This window comes from Acinetobacter sp. CY17, assembly GCF_059515825.1.
This window is the reverse complement of the sequence record NZ_JCAKMX010000003.1, coordinates 130,705-148,485: the sequence shown is the minus strand read 5'-3', so window position 1 is coordinate 148,485 and position 17,781 is coordinate 130,705. Positions and strand designations below refer to the sequence as shown.

Sequence of the window (17,781 nt, the reverse complement as noted above, 5' to 3'; positions counted from 1 at the left end):
TATACCACCCCCTGACAGTGTTCACTGAAACATTGTCAGGGCGTAGAAGTGCATTATTCCTTTAACAAAATAGTTCTTTAAAAGTAAACCCCGTTCTTTAATGAGGCACGGAAAAACAAATTATAAGTATTGTGGACTTCAAATATGTACAAAACAATCTACACAGCTACCGGCCTTGCTCTCGTCTCCCAAGCCGTCAGCCAACAGCGAACTATCGAACTCACTCACTTTGCCGTGGGTGATGGCGGTGGAAATTCAATTGAACCAATTGAGTCTATGACTCAATTGGTGCGTGAACGATACCGTGCAACCATCAACCGCATTTATCAAGATCCTGAAAACGAAAACAAATACACTGCTGAAATGATTATTCCAGTGACTGTTGAAGGCTTTGTTGTTCGTGAAATTGCTTTATTTGACCGTAATGGCAATATGGTATTGGTTGGTAATACGCCTGAAGTTCACAAGCCAACACTTGCAGAAGGAGTCACACAAGATTCGGTTTATCGAATTCCATTTGTGATTTCAAACCCTGAAGTACTTGAACTAAACTTTGACCCCAATGTGATCATCGCAACGCATCAATGGATTCTGAATACACTGACCCCTGCTAATATGTTTCCAGGCGGTACCATTGGCCAAGTACTCAAGAAAAAAACCAATGCCGATGGTGATACTGAATGGGCAGATGCCGGATCTGCAGAAGTATTTGTCAACACTATTGAAGAAGAACAGTCATTGGTTGCTGATCAACTCATTGTAGATCTGAGTGAAACCACCACCACTGGTGCTGCTGTCTATATCAATGGCGACCGTATTACAAATAAATCCGGTGCTGATGGTTGGCTTGCAACAACAGCAACACGCATTACTTTAGGCAAAGCTTATCCCGGTGCAAAAATCCTGATTGTTCAAAATGAACCACTAGGTGCTGCACCATACCCATTGGCACAAAAAAATAATCTTTCAGATGTTTTAAATAAGCGGTTGGCACGTCAAAACTTGGGTGTCATGAGTGCAGATGAAGCAAAATATAATGACTGTCCTCCTGGCACTGTCATCATGTTGGCTGCAACAAATATTCCAACTGGATATCGATTGTTAAAATGTAACGGTGCAACAATTTCTCGTACAGCGTACGCAGATCTATTTTCAGTTATCGGCACAACTTTCGGTGTAGGCGATGGTGTAAACACATTTAGATTGCCTGATCTACGTGGCGAGTTCTTACGTGGATGGGATGACGGTCGTGGGGTTGACTCTGGTCGCGCCCTTGGAAGTTGGCAGACAGATGAATTTAGATCACACGATCACGATGTAATTAATACACGAGATGGTGGCAGCGTCCGTGGTCATTTTTACTATGGTGATCGAGGTATTCAAGGAGGGATACAGCCTGACAACGTGACACAAAAATCGGGTGGTGTAGAAACTCGACCACGTAACTATGCACTATTAGCTTGTATCCGCTATTGAGGAATGAAACATGAATCAGATTACCGTGTATCAAACCAATTATTCAGGGCTATTGGTCGGTGCAACAGTTGCAGACGAATCACCGCTTGAACCTGGTGTATTTGTAATCCCTGCAGGTTGTGTCGAAACTGCACCACCTGAAATTTGGCAAGAAGATCAATGGCCACGTTGGAATGGCTTTAAGTGGGAACTGATCAAAAAGCCTGAAGTTCAGCAAGTAGTATCGCCTGAAGAAAAATTGGCTGAGTTTTTAGCACAAAATCCCGATGTCATGTCTTTAATTAACGCCAAATAGTTTGTAATTGTATAAACCTAGTTTCACAATTTCCGAAACTTAACACTGCTTTAAACTAATGCAAGCCTGTCTATTGAATTAAAACCTCCAATAACAGGCTTTTTTTATGGCAGATTATCACCACGGTCTGCGTGTCTTAGAAATTAATGAAGGCACCCGACCAATCCGAACTATTGCAACTGCTGTTCAGGGCTTAGTTGCGACTGCAGAAGATGCAGATCCACTTGTATTCCCACTGGATACACCAGTACTACTCAGCAACATTCAAGCTGCTGTGGCCAAAGCTGGCACATCAGGCACATTAAAAACTGCACTTCAAGCGATGGCCAATCAAACCAATTCACTTTGTGTGGTGGTTCGTGTGGCAGCTGCTGCAGAAGAAGCTGCACAAACTGCAAATGTCGTGGGTACAGTGACTGCGCAAGGCAAATACACTGGCTTAAAAGCATTACTCACAGCAAAAACCAAGCTAGGTGTTCAGCCACGTATCATTGGCGCACCTGGTCTGGATACTCAACCTGTAGCCACTGAACTTGCTGCCATTGCACCAAAACTTCGTGCCTTTGCTTATGCCTATGCATGGGGATGTCAGACTAAAGAAGAAGTCGTGGCGTATCGTGATGCATTTGCTTCACGTGAACTCATGATCATTTGGCCAAACTTTGTGGCGTTCAATGTAGATACAGCACAGACCGAAACCGTTCCAGCGGTGGCATGTGCAATGGGCTTACGTGCCAAGATCGACAATGAAATTGGCTGGCACAAAACCTTATCCAACGTTGCCGTTCAAGGTGTCACTGGTATTGATGCAGATGTGACTTGGGATTTACAAGACCCTGCAACGGATGCTGGATATCTCAACAGCAATCAAATCACCACGCTGATTCAACAAGATGGCTTCCGTTTCTGGGGATCACGTACTTGTTCTGACGATCCTTTATTCCCATTCGAGAACTACACACGTACTGCACAAATCATGGCAGATACGATTGCTGAAGCGCATATGTGGGCAATCGATAAACCAATGCATCCGTCCTTGGTCACAGACATGATCGAAGGGATCAAGTCAAAACAGCGTGAATGGACACGTCTTGGTTATCTCATGGGTGGCGATTCTTGGTATGACCCTGAATCAAACAGCAAAGAAACACTGAAAGATGGTCAGCTCAATATCGACTATGACTACACACCAGTGCCACCGCTTGAAGATCTTCGTTTCCGTCAGCGTATTACAGACAGCTATTTGGCTGATTTCGCTGCTTCGATTACAGCATAAGGAATTAACGCATGGGATTACCTAGCAAACTCAAGAACATGAACCTTTTTAATGAAGGTGCAAGTTATTTAGGTGAAATCAAAACTGTGGTTTTACCTAAATTAAGTCGCAAGACTGAAGACTACCGTGGTGGCGGTATGAATGGCACGGTCAAGACAGACATGGGTATGTCTGATGATGGCTTGGTGCTTGAATCCACATTCGGTGGTTTAGACCTGCTCACATTACGCCAATACGGTATGGAAAAGATCGATGGCGTGTACATGCGTTTTACTGGTGCTTATCAACGTGATGACACTGGTGAAGTTGATGCAGTCGAAGTCGTGGTTCGTGGTCGTCATGAAGAAATTGATGGCGGTGATTCTGAACCAGGTGAAGACACTGAACATAAAGTCGTGACCAACTGTGTGTACTACAAACTGACAGTCAACGGCAAAGTTGAAATCGAAATTGACATTCTAGGCTTCAAAGAAGTGATTGACGGTGTTGATCGCTTGGCCAAGCAACGTAACGCACTCGGCATTTAAGTTTTCCTACCCTTGCATGAACAACGTTTTGTGCAAGGTTTTTTTAATTTGTCACTTTTAGGAATGCAACATGAATACACAAGCTCAAGACAACGTTCAAACCTTGACTGAAGATCAAGCCATGAATCAAAAAGCGATTCAAAACCCAAATGAAGAAACCGTTCAGCTAGAACAGTTCATTCAGTTTGGCGGTACCACGATCACAGAAATCAAAATCCGCAAACCCAATGTGAAAGCACTCAGCGGTGTCAGTCTACAGGCGATCTATCAGCATGATGTCAATGCATTAATCAAAGTACTGCCACGTGTGACTACACCTGCTTTAACAGCACAGCAAGTACTTGAACTGGATCCTGTCGACTTTGCACAGCTTGGAGGTCACTTGGTCACTTTTTTGTACCCGAAGGATCTGCAGAAAGCGATCAAAGAGGAACAGCAATAAAACTGGTCGATGAAGTAGATGAAGCAATTGCCAATATTGCATGCATCTTTCATTGGCCACCCAGCGCATACGATGACATGGACATTATCGAATTAAGTAAATGGCATCACCTTGCGCTAAAGCGTCACCAAACTAACGTGTAAACGAGTCCACCAATGTCAAAACTAAAATTAGAAGTCCTATTCAACGCTATTGATAAAGTATCTGGACCCATCAAAACAATCATTGGTGGCTCAAAATCTATGGCAGATGCCTTAAAGAAAACCAATTCGGAATTAAAAGATTTAGAGTCACAGCAACGTAAAGTTTCAGGCTTTCGTCAGCTCACTGCACAGTCAGAAAAAACGGCACAGTCATTGGCCAAAAATAAACAGACCATTGCTGAATTAAAAGAAGCCTTAAAAATTAATCCTGAAGCACAGGAAACAGTGACCGCTTTAGCACGTGCTGAAGCTGCTCATAAACGTCTGATGGCAGTGCAAAAAAGTCAAAGTAAAGAACTGACAGGCATGGCACAGGAGTTCAATAAAGCTGGCATTCAAATGGACCGGCTCAATGAGGAAGAATCGGATCTTAAAAATAAGATTCATTTGACCACCATGGAGCTGAACAAACAAAAAGAAGCCCTAGGTAAACATGAAGCTGCTCAAAAGAATTATGAAAAGATGCAGCAGCGCATGGGCAAAGCCAATGAACTTGCAAAAAAAGGACTCATGATTGCAGGTGCTGGAGCAGCTGCTTTGGCAGTACCGGTCAAGATTTCAATCGACTTTGAATCAGCGATGGCAGATGTGGCCAAAGTTGTAGATGGTCTAAAAGACGAAGCCGGAAAAGTGACACCGGCATATAAATTGATGTCAGATCAGATCATTGAAATGACTACACGTTTACCAATGGCTGCAAAAGATATTGCAGCCATTGTCGCTGCAGGTGCTCAGTCAGGTATTGCTAAAAATGAATTACTGAGCTTTGCAGAATCAGCTGTAAAAATGGGTGTTGCATTTGACATCACTGCAGATCAGGCAGGTCAAAGCATGGCTGAAATGCGTGCAGCATTTAAACTGACACAGCCACAAGTGGTCGCACTGGCTGACCGCATCAATTACCTAGGCAATACATCACCAAACAAAGCTGACAAAATTTTGGAAGTTGTTCAGCGTATTGGTGCCTTAGGTGAAGTTGGTGGTTTTGCATCCAGCAGTATTGCTGCTATGGCTGCATCCCTAGTTGCAGTCGAACCAGATGTGGCTGCAACCGGTATCAAAAATATGATTCTTGCCTTGACCAAAGGTGAATCAGCCACCAAAGGTCAGTCTGCAGCATTTAAAAAGCTTGGTCTTGACAGTGTTCAAGTTTCTAAGGACATGCAAAAAGATGCTGAAGCAACTGTGGCCAAGGTCATCGAAGGCATTAAAAAGCTTGAAAAACATGAACAGGTAGCCATCACCAATGAGCTGTTCGGATCTGAAGCATTGCCGATTGTGATGCAGTATTCACAAGGTTTAGAAGACCTTAAAAAGAACTTGAATGCAGTGTCAGATGCAAAAATTTATGCCGGATCGATGGAAGCTGAATATGCTGCTCGAGCAGCAACAACAGCCAACAATATTCAGTTGGCTAAGAATGCAATGGCAGCATTAGGCATCACCATTGGTAATGAGTTATTACCTGGTGTCAATTCATTAGTGGATAAGTTCAAAAATGTCACTAATGCTGTGCTTTCATGGACAAAAAACAATCCTGCCTTATCCTCAACATTAATTAAAGTCGCTGTGGGCGCAATAGCCATCGTCGCTGGTCTGTCTGCCCTTTCGATTGGCCTAATTGCTGTTTTCGGTCCAATGATGTTAGTCGGTCGCGCGTTTGGTGTTGTAGCACTTGCAGCCAAAGGCATGAGCATGGCTTTGCTTACTAACCCAATTACATGGATCGTTTTAGGCATTGCAGGTGCTGCCCTGCTGATCTATAAGAATTGGGCCCCTATTTCAGGATTCTTTGTTGGTATTTGGAATACCATCAAAACAGCGTTCAATGGCGGTATCCGTGGCATTTCAGCACTGATTATCAATTGGAGTCCAATCGGACTATTTTATTCAGCATTTGCTGGCGTATTACGTTGGTTCGGCATTGATCTTCCTGCCAAGTTCACTGGCTTTGGTGCCATGATTTTAGAAGGATTGAAAAACGGTATTTTATCCAAAGTCAATGCCGTCAAAGATGCCATCACAGGTGCGGTCAGTGGTGTCATTGATAAAGCTAGGGGCATTCTAGGCATCCATTCACCTTCGCGTGTATTCATGGGCATTGGTGGCTATACCATGCAAGGTATGGCCAACGGTATTGCCAATGCCAACAACTTACCAGTGGCAGCCACAACCACAGCCACACAAGGTGTGGTGGATACAGCAGTCAAAACTAAACCAGTCAAACCAATCTCAATGGGTGGTGGATCTGCCAAATCATTTGTCAGCAATGACACCATCAACATCACCATTCAAGCCAAAGATGGTTCATTTGTGAAAGGTACTGCTGAAGCCTTGCGTCAGGAATTACAACGTGTCGCGCAAGAAGAACAAAATGCAAAACGTAAGTTTTTAACAGACACGGAGTAATCACACATGATGATGGCTTTAGGCATGTTCGTATTTTCACTACGCACAGCCTCATATCAAGAATTAAAACGTGTCACCAACTGGCGACATCCATCCAATAGCCGTGTTGGTGCTGCACCGGCTTATCAATTTGTTGGCAAAGGTGAAGACACCATCACCCTGCAAGGGGTGATTTATCACGAGATCACCGGCAGTCGAAATACTTTAGATATCGTTCGCCAAATGGGGGATACCGGCAAAGCCTATACCCTCATTGAAGGCACAGGCAAAATTTATGGCTTGGTCATCATCAATGACCTAGAAGAAGGTAAAACTTTTTTCTTCAAAGATGGTGCAGCACGTAAAACAGAATTCACCATCAAACTGACCATTGTTCGTGATTGGCAACCCAGCATTTTGGGCACACTGGTTGGCATGGGCATTGGTGCACTGAATAGGATCTTGTAATGCTTAAACAGGCTTTAAATTTTGCAAATAACGCAATCAATGCGTACGATAAATTAACTGAATACCCAACGCCCATTTTTCGTGTTGAAGTGGATGGTGTCGATATTTCACCACAAATGGCCACACGTTTAATGTCGCTGACCGTGAAAGATAATCGTGGCTTAGTTGTTGACACTGTAGATATTGAACTCAGTGATGCCGATGGCATGCTGTCGATCCCACCTAAAGGTGCAAAAATTCAGGTGTGGTTAGGTTGGTCCAATACCGGTTTATTTGATAAAGGCGTATATAAGGTTGAATCGACTTCACATCGTGGTGCACCAGACGTGCTTTCAATTTCTGCCATGGCCAATGACGTATCTGAAGGTTTAAAACAGAAACGTGAACGCAGCTGGAATAATCAAAGCATTCAGCAAATCTTTGACAAGATCGGTGATGAATATGAACTAAAAGTCATAGTTCATGAAAAATTTGCGTCCAAAGTTATTAAATACATTGCTCAGAATGAATCTGATGCAAATCTCATTACTCGAATTGCCGATGAACAAGATGCCATTGCGACTGTGAAGAATGGTCATCTGATTTTACTGCCACGTGGTGCAAGTCAAACCGTTTCAGGTTTAGCCTTGCCACGAAAGATTATTACAAGAGATGAAGGCGATCAGCACAACTATACTAATGGGACCGGTACCGACAACATCACTGGTGTCAAAGCCTATTACTATGCAGAAGGCAAGGCTAAAAAACTGCATGTTTTTGTAGGTGACAGTGAAGACAACTTAAAAGAAATTCGCTATGTGCATCGGGACAAGACCACTGCAGAATTGGCAGCCAATGCCGAATACAACCGATGCAAACGGACTGCACAAAAGCTGACTTATGCTTTGGCCAAAGGAGATCCCACGCTGATCCCTGAACAGGAATTTGAATTTAACGGACTCAAGCCTGAAATTGATGACATCATTTGGTTAGGTACCAATGTCACGCATACTTTAAATGACAGTGGTCTAACCACATCAGTTGAATTGGAAGTGCAGCTGCCCGATGCAGATGACGTGTCGACCTTGTTTGAAGGCAAGGAAGAAAAAACCGAAGAAGAAAAGCAAGCCAAAAAGAAAAAACGCACTGGTAAAAATTATGCTGAATTTACAGGTGTGATTGCATATTACAGTGAAGGTGGCAAATCAATCAAACTGACCTCAGGCGATCAGACTAAACCTTTAAAGCTTACGCATATTTATAAGTCTAAAAAGACTGCGACTAATGCCTTGAAACGTGAACAGGCAAAGATTGATAAATACAAAAAATCGAAATAAAAAAAATCCCGACTTTGGGGTGAAGTCGAGATGAAATGGGTTTAATTAAAATAACGATATTTAGTAGGTTTTACAACACAAACTTACTATATATAGTAATTTTATTGTATATTTGTGTGAATAAATTTTGATCCAAAGGTGCAATATGTCTAGACCTTCACGTACTAAATGCCCACATTGCGGTTCAAGTTTCCCTATCCGAAACAGTGTCGAATTAAATCCACTTTTACGACGTTTCCACGCTCAGTGTTCAAATGTTGAATGCGGTTTTACTGCACAAGGTTTTTTTCAGATTGAGTTTGAACTATCACCATCTGGCATGCCTAACCCAGAAATAAACCTGCCCCCTTCCCCACATAAAAACAAGAATCCACAGGTCTCACGTGTCTAAAAAATTTGATATTGCTCAACAGAATCAATTGGATCAAGTTCACGTGGTACCACGTGATTACAGCACACCATCACTTGATGAATGTGAACAATGCGGTAATGACATTCCACTAGAACGACAAAAGCTAGGTGCAGTCACTTTATGCATTGAATGCAAGACCAAGGAAGAACGTCATGCCAATCGTTATCGCTGATACATCAGATCCAATCGAATGCCCCTGCCCTGAATGCACCTCAAACGTAAAGGATGAAAAATAATGTGGATCTATCCCTTTTTAGCCGGCTCCTTATTTGGTGTGATCAGCAGTGCTTTATTATTTCTACACACAGTAGGATGGTTTTAAAAAAACGGTTATAATAACAACAGGATGACAGCGCATGCTGGGTGTACAGGCTTGATACATTTTCAGACATCCTTTAAAGGCCCCATATGGGGCTTTTAATTTATATAGAGGGCATCCGATGAAAAAATTTATAAGTGCATTATGTGCAGCATTTCTATCTGCATGCAGCAGTACACCAGAATATAAAACGGTAGAAGTTACAGCAGATCAATTTGGGGATAAATGGCCACTGACTGTGGATAAGGGAACCTTACACTGTGAACCACCAACACGGATTGTATTTACAACCCCAGATGGTCAGAAGTATGGTGTCAATGGAACGGCTTCACTCGACTATGTAACTATTCTTGAAATTACAAAAGATACAGAGAATATGGGATATAAATTTAAGATGAGTCCGAACGTACTCATCGATGAAGGCATGAAACTCTGCCAAAAACCTGAATAAAATAAAAGCTCCAATTTTTGGAGCTTTTTTTATATTTCTCTCTTGACCTTAAAAGCGTAACACTGTTACAGTTTAACCACTGTAGCAAAATCTGCAGTCAGGCGTGAGAACCTGAAACTAACACAAAAGGCGCAAATAAGTCGCGCAAGCGGCTGTTTTTTTGCGTAAAATTCGGCTATGCCTTTTATGGCAGGCTGGATAGGGCAGTCTTCGGATTGGCCGTTTCCTTTTGTGGCGGTATTCTCACCCCTGTTCAGTCTGTCACCATTACCGTGAGAAGTGATGGTGTCAGGTTTAAAACTTGAACACAAAAGGAAAAGCCATGAATACATTCGCTTTAACAGCATCCCCTACCCTAAATTTAGACTGGGTCAATGTCATCAACAACCAAGTGATGACCACTTCATATAAAGTTGCCGAAGTATTCGGTAAACGTCATACACATGTACTCAGAAAAATAAATGAGCTTGATTGTTCACCTGAATTCACGTCAGCCCATTTTTGGGCTCACGAAGAAATCATTCAGGCTGGTGCTGTTCAGCGTGCATCAAAGTACTATGAAATGACCAAAGACGGTTTTATGTTTTTGGTCATGGGTTTCACTGGCAAAGAAGCTGCACGCATTAAAGAAAACTATATTAATGTCTTTAATCAAATGGCAGATCTACTAATCCAACAGCAACAAGTCACATTTCAGCCCAACCTTTTAGATATGGCTGAACGGTTGACCATCCCAGAGATGGCACGTATTACCAATCTAAACCGTATGACCATTGCCAACTTTTTGGCACAAAACTATGAATTAAAAATAAACCATACCGTGTCAGAAGATATCAGCCAAACACTGCAACAGTTTTGGCTTGCGGTAAAAATCATTTCAGGTAAAGTTCAAGTCAACCATAGCCAAACAGAAGATGAAATTGCGCTAAATTTAAAACATCTATATCGCGTAGCTTCTCAACTAAAGCATAAGTTACCACCCAAGCAATACATGTTTAAAATACTTAAACTATCGGTGAACCCTTTATTCATAAAGATACAGACTATTCACCGTTCTTCAATATTTAATAAACCTACAAAAGTGTGGCGATTTAAGCCAAATTCAGGCTTAAAAGGCGTAACTTTTCATTAACTTGTATTTACCAAAAGTTATTTTCTGTCTTTTGTATATTGATTAATCAGTCGTCAGCAAAAATCTTGTAGGCGTATTTTATTTAAGCTTATATAGACCGTATGAACAGTTCAGGATGTACCAGGACATCTGGAGGGAATATGTGTACCGAATTAGATCATAATGACACGCATGAAAAAGTTCTTTTGAACCTATTGAATTTAAAGCATCGCCTAAACTTTATGACTAAGATTCAAGTGATGAATGGGGAAGAAATTAAACGTGAGGAACTGTCAGCAATGTTCGAGTCATTTTCAGATGACATGGACCAAATTATTTCCACATACCAGGAAATATCAAGATAAAAAAAATGCCCTCATGTGAGGGCATTTTTTTATGTGGCATATGCTTTGGCCATTTTGACGAATCCCATTTTGGTTGCGTCATCTTTCAAACAGCGATAAGCAGTAATCACTTGATGCTCATCATCGCTCAGTTCAGTGTATCTCACACCAAACGTCACATAGAACGTATCAAATCCAGCATCTTGCAAAACAGTTAATTGGTTCTGATTCAACGGATCGCCTTGCTTTTCGTAGCGCACAATTGAGCCTACAGCAACATCTAAAAGTTCAGCCATTTCAGGCTGAGTTAATTTCAAACGTTTGCGCTCAGATTTCAATCTTGCCCCACGCTCCAAAAACTTATCATTAATCGACATTTTTACCCACCAAACTATTGAAACTTTCGATTTATCGTAATATTATGCTCTTACACAGTGTAACACTGTTGCTCTATCGACACTTTGACAGGACACACCAAATGCATACTGAAAAACGCAACAAAATGGTTGGTTGCCATATGACAGAACGCGAAAAGCAGTTCTTGCGTGTGCATGCTGCCCAAGAGGGAAACACCATTTCGGACTTTATCCGAAAAACACTTACTGACGTTTTATCGAAAGTTGAAGGCCAAAACAACCCATTCTTTGAAATAAAAAATAAACAATAAGCCCCTGAAAAGCTTATTAGTTTACTTAATTCAAGCCAAGAGTACACAGAATGACAACACTCCAAGAACTTTGCATAAAGCGAAAGAATCAAATTGAGAACCGCAATGGTACAGAAGCATTGCGAAATCGTATAGACCATTTAAAAAGTTTGTCTGGTGAAGAACGTCAACGCTTTGCTGAAAAATTAAAAGGCTATATCGAAGCCTTATTTGAACACCAAATCATTACATTCCAAGACGCAAAGGATTGGGAATGGATTGTTGAAAGCAACGTAAAGGGACTTCACTAATGTCTGATATTAAAAACCGCATCATTGACCGTCTTGAAAATATGTTCAGTTTCAAGACACGTGGCGAATGGTTCCGTGAAGGTGTCTGCCCACAATGCGGTAAAAAAGAACTTTATACCCATGCCCACAATCCACGTATCGTGAAATGTGGTCGTTTGGTCAAATGTGGTTATGAAGAACACGTCAAAGATATCTGTGAAGACTTATTCAAAGACTGGTCTGAATACCATCCGCAAACTGATGCAAATCCAAATGCTGCAGCAGATGCATTTTTATCTGAAGGTCGTGGTTTCGATCTTAAAAATTTAATTGGTAAATATACCCAGCAGTTCTATACAGATAAAGACAGCAAAGAATCATCAGCAACTGTTCGCTTTATGCTGGATGAAAAAAATTATTGGGAACGTCTAATTGACCGACCAGAACGTTTCGGCAATAAAAAAGCACGTTTTAACTATGGTTTTAAAAATGCTGGCCAAGCATGGTCAGTGCATGAATTGGATGAACTTTGCAGTTTAGGGGAAAAAGGCCAAGCGATCTGGATCACCGAAGGAATCTTTGATGCCATTGCACTGAGTCAGTCAGGTGTGAAAGCCATGTCTTGCCTGTCATGTGTCAACTACCCTTCTCAAATGCTTAAAGCCATCGCTGATCGTTGTCATGAACTTAAAATTGACAAACCACGTTTACGCTGGGCATTCGATAATGATTCGGCAGGTAAAGGTTACACAGTTAAATGGCATGAACGTTCACGTGCTGAAGGTTGGTCATCGACTGCTGCACAGCCACCGGCAAATGGTGGTAAAAAACTTGATTGGAATGATTTATTTCAGTGGGACAAACTCAACCCTGATCAATTCCCAAAGTACAAACACTATGGTGAATTGCTGATTGCTGAAACTGCAGAAGAAGCAGGTCTTTTAATTTACAACTTTTATGAAGGTCGTCGTCACACGTTCTATTACAACCACAAATTCCGTTTGTACTGGTGGGAACTCGACTATGACAAATTCAACAAAGCAGTTCAGCACCTGGAAGACCGTAACAACGAAGCAGCAGAAAATGGTGGTCAGATTCTCACAGATAAAGAGATCCGTGCTAGTGCATTGAAGAACTGTTCAGCTGCTAAAGAAATCTGTAATGCTCAGATCGAACCGTTGTACTTCCAACGCAATGAAATCACCGATGAATCTTGGTACTACTTCAAGTTGCAAAGCCCATGGTCAGAAGCGAAAACCACATTTACTGCTGATCATATGTCGTCACGTTCTAAGTTCAAACCACGTGTTATGTCGGTGATGTCCGGTGCAATGTGGACAGGCACAGATATGCAATTGGAAACATTTATCAAACGTGAAACTGAACGTTTACGTGAAGTCAAAACCATTGATTACATTGGTTATAGCCGTGAATACCAAACCTATATTTTTGAAAAATATGCCGTTCATCAAGGTCAAATCATCCCGATCAATGAGCATGACTTTTTCAAAGTAAAACGTCAGGAAATTAAAACACTGGCAAGTTCACCAGCGATCACATTGAACCCTAAAAAACAGTTTGATCCGGCATGGTGGGAGGACTTCCATAAAGTCCGTGGTGCTAAAGGTATTGTTGCTTTGGCTTGGTGGATGGGTTCATATTTTGCTGAACAAATCCGTGCCATGCACAGCTCATACCCTTTCATGGAAATTGTCGGTGAAGCAGGCGCAGGTAAATCACGTTTAATTGAAATGATGTGGAAACTTTCAGGCCGTAAAGACTATGAAGGCTTTGATGCAAACAAATCAACCAACGTGGCGGTGTACCGTAACTTTGCACAGATCGCAAACCTTCCAGTGGTCCTGATCGAAGGCGACCGTAATGACGTGAATGGTAATGCTGTTCAAAAGTCCAAATTCAGTTGGGATGAACTCAAAGATGCCTTCAACGGTCGTGCAATTCGTTCTAAAGGTTTAAAGACTGCAGGGAATGAAACCTATGAACCACCGTTCCGTGGTGCCATCCTGATTTCACAGAACACAGCAATTCAGGCTTCAGAAGCAATTTTGACTCGTACTTTGCACTTGTACTTTGACCGAAAAGGACAGTCACTGGAAACAAAACGCATTGTCGATGAACTGGATCGCATGGAACTTGAAGATGCATGCACATTCATGACCCATTGCCTGCGTCATGAAGACAAGATCTTGCAGACATACGCATCAAAGCTACAGGAAATTGAAGATCACTATCATGAAATTGGTATTACCCATACACGTATTGCTTTATGTCATGCACAAGTGGCTGCACTGATCGAAGCAATGACCAAACACGTTTTGCCAATCGACTTGGAAGACATGCTTGAAGCACAAGAAATGCTTGAACAAATGGCACGTGAACGTGTTGAACAGTTGAATGGTGATCATCCTGACGTGGAAAAATTCTGGGATGTTTACGAATATCTTCAAGGCAACCGTTCACCAGAATGGGGCTTGAACCATCACCCTGCAGATGCTCAAACCGTCGCAATCAACTTAAACGAAATTTACAAAGTGGCTGCACGCAATTATCAGCAGCTGCCTGAAATCAATGAAATGAAGAAATTACTTCGCACCTCACGCAAGTACAAATTCATTGAAAGTAATAAACAGGTGTACTCAGACCGTTTCCCTGCTGATGACGTGGCAGCAGTGAATAAAAGTCGTGAAGCACCAGGTAAACCTTCAAGAAATGTGAAGTGTTGGATCTTCACCAATCCAAATTTAGGGGCAAAGAAATAATGAACGCTCAAACTCAAGATCAAAGCTATTTCAAAATGATTGCTGAACATCAGGACATTTCAGCACGTGTACTTCGCTTGCATACTGTTTTGAATCAGCACCCATGCATTCAGCACATGCCTACCGAAGCATGCATCTTGATCAACGAAATGAAAAATATTGTTGATACTGGCAAAGCACAGCCAGGTGGCCTTGAAACTGCTGAACTCGACTTTGATGATGCCCTGCCGTTCACAGATCCTGAAATCAATACAGTTCATGATTTTAAAATCGGTGAAACAGTGTGGATCCCTAATGAATTTGCACGCTACAAATTTATTGTCAGCAGTCACCAGCGTTTTGAAGTGAAGCAGATCGTCGGTACAGACCAACTGTATGTCTGCCATATCGAAGATCCAAAGATCCCATTCACCAACAATCAGAAATGTTTCACAGCACATTTCAGTCATTTTGCAAAAGTTACAGGAGAAGAATCATGCGTGGCGTAAATAAAGTAATTTTGGTCGGCACGCTAGGTGCCAATCCTGAAAGCAGAACCTTTCCAAATGGTGGTTCAGTTTGTCAGTTTTCAATCGCCACTTCTGAAAAATGGCAGAACAAACAAACTGGTGATTGGATTGAACAAACCGAATGGCACCGCATTGTGGCCAACAATCGTTTAGGTGAAATTGCCCAAAAGTACTTAAAGAAAGGCTCAAAAGTTTATATCGAAGGCTCACTTCGTACACGTAAATGGAACGACCAAAACGGTCAGGAACGCTACAGCACAGAAATTCGTGCAGACATTTTACAGATGCTGGATTCAGCACCACAGGCAAATGGGTATTAAGGAGAATAAAATGCAGAATAAAAAATACCAAGTCCGCATTCGTAAAGATGTGACATTAGACCCAAGCATTCAAGAGTCACTTGAATTACTCGGTGGTGGTACCGCTACACAAATTCAAACTTTGTACGGTAATTTTAACAGTATCCATGAAGCATTTGAAAAAATGGCCAATATGCCTGAAATGGAAGAATACGAAATTATTTCTGTCATTTTGTACGATTCAGATAACAGTGATCAGCTTGGTGAAGATTATAAATGGGATGATGAAGATGACTGAAATCACATCCCCTGAAATCCGTGAATTACTAAATTCGATTGAAAGAATTGCGGTTCGCCCGGGAAATGTTACTCAAAAAGATTTAATTCTTGCACCTGCACTTTTCGCAAAATTAATGAATTGCCGAACAGGTGGCATGATTCAAATTAAAACCATGATTGATGGTAAAGAAATTAATTTTGAGGTTGTACCATGAACGCTGCATTGAATCAGTTTGATTCAAGTTTCTTATTGGCCATGAAGTATCAGTCTCCAGTGGTTCCACTGGAGGTGATCGTAAAGGACTTTTTACCGCATCTTAAAATTGAAACAGCAAAGAAGCGTGCAGCCGTTCAAGACCTGCCCTTCCCAACGTTCAAGGCAGAAGATTCAAACAAAGCCCCTTACATGGTGAGTATTGCTGACGTTGCTTTGTGGCTTAACAAGCAAAGTCAGATTTCAAAACAAGATTGGACAAATATGCACGCCTAAAAACGTGCATTGAGGTGAATATGCAACATGCTTATCAAATGATTGATATAAAAATAGAAAGGCCAAAGGTTGGACAGAAAGTTCTAATTTACCGCCCATTTTCTCATGAAAAACCGCATTGTGATCCAAACTTTAAAATTGCAACATATTGTGGGGAAGGTCTTTGGATCGGTAGCCACTTTGAACATGAAATCACGCACTGGTTGCCACTAATAAAGCCCCAATAAATGGGGCTTTTTTTATACCAATTTTTTGGCCACTTTCATGGCTTCCACAAAATCCAATCGATCACGACGGCTTTTCAAATTCACATAGCGTCTCAAACTTTCCCACGACTCATGCAAACTGATCTGCTGCAGCTGGGGAATAGTCAAACCATCTTCAGCCAATCGGGTAATACCTTCATGACGCAAATCATGAAAACGTAAATCTTCAATCCCTGTCATCTTGATTGCTTCACGCCAACGTGATGCAAATGATTTTGCATTCAATGGCAACAACACCGACGGATCTGCAGAATCTAAACGAAGCATTTGATCACGCACATCAGGCTTCATTAATTCTTTGATGACACGTTCAGCCTGTTCAGTCACCTTAAAACTTTTATGATTGCCGGCACTTCCATTCGGATTTTTTAAATCAAAAACTTTCCATTCATTGTGGTGCTGATCATATTGATTCAAAAAAAGCCGTGTCAATTCATCTTCACGCCTGCAGGTGTAGATGGCCAACCACATAATCAGATGCAAAGGCATGGACGTTTTAGTGGTTTTCCAACGTTTATAGAAATAATTAGTCAGTAATTGCAGCTCATTTGATGTCGGCAAACGGTCACGTTTCTTGGATTTTGTAATCACACGTGCATTGCGAAGACCTTTCATCGCCTGTTCTAGCTCAAAAAGATTCACTTTTTCACCCCAAACGAGATCCGCATGCGTCAAAACTACCTTCAAATATTGCAAATCTTGTAAGGCAGTACTTGATTCAATCGGATCTGCACCAATCTCTGGGTAACCTGTTCGCCTTAAATAGGTATGATCAGTAAAATCTTTCCTGGTCAAATCACTTATTTTGATTTTTCCGATTGGCCAATTGGTTAAAAATCGGATGCCCATGCGTTTGGATCTTCCAAAACCTTCAACTTCTTTTAAATATTTCTCCAAAGCAGCAGCTAAGGTCATGCCCTTTGAAATATTTGCAGAAATCATCAGTTCCGGATTCAATTCAAGTTCATATTCACGCTTTTTGATCCATGCTTCAGCCAATGACCTTTTACTAAATGTCTTAGACTCTGTAAAATTCGGCAGCCCTTGTCGCTTCATGCGCACCTGCGCCCTGTATTTTTTCACACCAGTGGACAGAACTCTTTCTGTAACTGTACCCATAAATTTGCACCCTGACCCAAAACCCATTTCACGGTGCAAATACGGTGCACCGAAATACTGAAATATGGGGGAATA

The 17,781-nt window shown here is 41.6% G+C and carries 23 protein-coding genes and 1 pseudogene; 22 read left to right on the top strand and 2 right to left on the bottom strand.

Annotation, left to right across the window (positions count from 1 at the left end; genetic code table 11):
* The first annotated feature begins 144 nt into the window (after window positions 1–144).
* The 13 genes from AC5YCI_RS03530 to AC5YCI_RS03470 all read left to right on the top strand — a co-directional run bounded on the left by AC5YCI_RS03530 (window position 145) and on the right by AC5YCI_RS03470 (window position 10,705).
* Window positions 145–1,476 carry a phage tail-collar fiber domain-containing protein gene (locus AC5YCI_RS03530; protein WP_496175233.1) on the top strand — a complete coding sequence of 444 codons (1,332 nt, stop codon included), beginning with the start codon at window positions 145–147 and terminating at the stop codon, window positions 1,474–1,476.
* A 10-nt stretch (window positions 1,477–1,486) separates the two neighbouring features.
* Window positions 1,487–1,771: a phage tail protein gene (locus AC5YCI_RS03525; protein ID WP_496175232.1), complete on the top strand. Its 285-nt coding sequence runs from the start codon at window positions 1,487–1,489 to the stop codon at window positions 1,769–1,771.
* 106 nt (window positions 1,772–1,877) lie between these two features.
* Window positions 1,878–3,047 (top strand): phage tail sheath protein, encoded by a 1,170-nt coding sequence (locus AC5YCI_RS03520; protein WP_496175231.1) that lies wholly within the window; start codon window positions 1,878–1,880, stop codon window positions 3,045–3,047.
* 11 nt (window positions 3,048–3,058) lie between these two features.
* On the top strand, window positions 3,059–3,574 hold the full coding sequence (locus AC5YCI_RS03515) for a phage major tail tube protein (RefSeq protein ID WP_496175230.1): 516 nt from the start codon (window positions 3,059–3,061) through the stop codon (window positions 3,572–3,574).
* Between the two features lie 70 nt (window positions 3,575–3,644).
* A complete protein-coding gene (locus AC5YCI_RS03510; RefSeq protein ID WP_496175229.1) occupies window positions 3,645–4,016 on the top strand; it encodes a phage tail assembly protein in 372 nt (123 codons plus the stop codon).
* Window positions 4,013–4,159, top strand: coding sequence for a GpE family phage tail protein (locus AC5YCI_RS03505; RefSeq protein WP_428855561.1), 147 nt, complete (start codon window positions 4,013–4,015; stop codon window positions 4,157–4,159). Before AC5YCI_RS03510 ends, AC5YCI_RS03505 begins: the two co-directional genes overlap by 4 nt.
* Before the next feature lie 12 nt (window positions 4,160–4,171).
* Window positions 4,172–6,628, top strand: a complete 2,457-nt coding sequence (locus AC5YCI_RS03500; protein WP_496175228.1) for a phage tail tape measure protein — start codon at window positions 4,172–4,174, stop codon at window positions 6,626–6,628.
* Between the two features lie 6 nt (window positions 6,629–6,634).
* Entirely contained in the window at window positions 6,635–7,075 is a 441-nt protein-coding gene (locus AC5YCI_RS03495; RefSeq protein WP_005146692.1) for a phage tail protein, read from the top strand.
* Window positions 7,075–8,391, top strand: coding sequence for a contractile injection system protein, VgrG/Pvc8 family (locus AC5YCI_RS03490; RefSeq protein WP_496175227.1), 1,317 nt, complete (start codon window positions 7,075–7,077; stop codon window positions 8,389–8,391). The genes AC5YCI_RS03495 and AC5YCI_RS03490 overlap by 1 nt, the downstream gene beginning before the upstream one ends.
* Before the next feature lie 145 nt (window positions 8,392–8,536).
* Window positions 8,537–8,782, top strand: coding sequence for an ogr/Delta-like zinc finger family protein (locus AC5YCI_RS03485; RefSeq protein ID WP_272348092.1), 246 nt, complete (start codon window positions 8,537–8,539; stop codon window positions 8,780–8,782).
* The gene (locus tag AC5YCI_RS03480; protein ID WP_496175226.1) at window positions 8,775–8,975 is read left to right on the top strand and encodes a TraR/DksA C4-type zinc finger protein; all 201 of its coding nucleotides are present in this window, start codon (window positions 8,775–8,777) and stop codon (window positions 8,973–8,975) included. Before AC5YCI_RS03485 ends, AC5YCI_RS03480 begins: the two co-directional genes overlap by 8 nt.
* Before the next feature lie 268 nt (window positions 8,976–9,243).
* Window positions 9,244–9,573: a DUF2511 domain-containing protein gene (locus tag AC5YCI_RS03475; RefSeq protein ID WP_496175225.1), complete on the top strand. Its 330-nt coding sequence runs from the start codon at window positions 9,244–9,246 to the stop codon at window positions 9,571–9,573.
* Window positions 9,574–9,895: 322 nt separating this feature from the next.
* Entirely contained in the window at window positions 9,896–10,705 is an 810-nt protein-coding gene (locus AC5YCI_RS03470; RefSeq protein WP_496175224.1) for a Rha family transcriptional regulator, read from the top strand.
* Window positions 10,706–11,078: 373 nt separating this feature from the next.
* Here AC5YCI_RS03470 and AC5YCI_RS03465 read toward each other — a convergent pair whose 3' ends face one another.
* On the bottom strand, window positions 11,079–11,405 hold the full coding sequence (locus AC5YCI_RS03465; protein WP_496175223.1) for a transcriptional regulator: 327 nt from the start codon (window positions 11,403–11,405) through the stop codon (window positions 11,079–11,081).
* A gap of 101 nt (window positions 11,406–11,506) precedes the next feature.
* On the opposite strand from AC5YCI_RS03465, the gene AC5YCI_RS03460 reads away from it, so the two are divergent.
* The 9 genes and pseudogenes from AC5YCI_RS03460 (at window position 11,507) to AC5YCI_RS03420 (ending at window position 16,548) form a co-directional block, all read left to right on the top strand.
* Window positions 11,507–11,695, top strand: coding sequence for a plasmid mobilization protein (locus AC5YCI_RS03460; protein WP_496175222.1), 189 nt, complete (start codon window positions 11,507–11,509; stop codon window positions 11,693–11,695).
* A 50-nt stretch (window positions 11,696–11,745) separates the two neighbouring features.
* The gene (locus AC5YCI_RS03455; RefSeq protein WP_496175221.1) at window positions 11,746–11,985 is read left to right on the top strand and encodes a hypothetical protein; all 240 of its coding nucleotides are present in this window, start codon (window positions 11,746–11,748) and stop codon (window positions 11,983–11,985) included.
* Window positions 11,985–14,744 (top strand): toprim domain-containing protein, encoded by a 2,760-nt coding sequence (locus AC5YCI_RS03450; protein WP_496175220.1) that lies wholly within the window; start codon window positions 11,985–11,987, stop codon window positions 14,742–14,744. Before AC5YCI_RS03455 ends, AC5YCI_RS03450 begins: the two co-directional genes overlap by 1 nt.
* Window positions 14,744–15,232, top strand: coding sequence for a hypothetical protein (locus AC5YCI_RS03445; protein WP_287166068.1), 489 nt, complete (start codon window positions 14,744–14,746; stop codon window positions 15,230–15,232). The genes AC5YCI_RS03450 and AC5YCI_RS03445 overlap by 1 nt, the downstream gene beginning before the upstream one ends.
* Window positions 15,220–15,558 (top strand): annotated as a pseudogene (gene ssb / locus AC5YCI_RS03440) (single-stranded DNA-binding protein); the annotation flags it as partial. The gene AC5YCI_RS03445 and the pseudogene ssb, both read left to right, overlap by 13 nt.
* A 25-nt stretch (window positions 15,559–15,583) precedes the next feature.
* The gene (locus AC5YCI_RS03435) at window positions 15,584–15,850 is read left to right on the top strand and encodes a hypothetical protein (protein WP_496175219.1); all 267 of its coding nucleotides are present in this window, start codon (window positions 15,584–15,586) and stop codon (window positions 15,848–15,850) included.
* Window positions 15,843–16,046: a hypothetical protein gene (locus tag AC5YCI_RS03430; protein WP_496175218.1), complete on the top strand. Its 204-nt coding sequence runs from the start codon at window positions 15,843–15,845 to the stop codon at window positions 16,044–16,046. The genes AC5YCI_RS03435 and AC5YCI_RS03430 overlap by 8 nt, the downstream gene beginning before the upstream one ends.
* Window positions 16,043–16,321, top strand: a complete 279-nt coding sequence (locus AC5YCI_RS03425) for a pyocin activator PrtN family protein (RefSeq protein ID WP_195198326.1) — start codon at window positions 16,043–16,045, stop codon at window positions 16,319–16,321. The genes AC5YCI_RS03430 and AC5YCI_RS03425 overlap by 4 nt, the downstream gene beginning before the upstream one ends.
* Before the next feature lie 20 nt (window positions 16,322–16,341).
* The gene (locus AC5YCI_RS03420) at window positions 16,342–16,548 is read left to right on the top strand and encodes a DUF551 domain-containing protein (RefSeq protein WP_457794396.1); all 207 of its coding nucleotides are present in this window, start codon (window positions 16,342–16,344) and stop codon (window positions 16,546–16,548) included.
* Window positions 16,549–16,560: 12 nt separating this feature from the next.
* On the opposite strand, the gene AC5YCI_RS03415 is transcribed toward AC5YCI_RS03420, so the two are convergent.
* Window positions 16,561–17,706, bottom strand: a complete 1,146-nt coding sequence (locus tag AC5YCI_RS03415; RefSeq protein WP_496175217.1) for a tyrosine-type recombinase/integrase — start codon at window positions 17,704–17,706, stop codon at window positions 16,561–16,563.
* Window positions 17,707–17,781 lie beyond the last annotated feature (75 nt).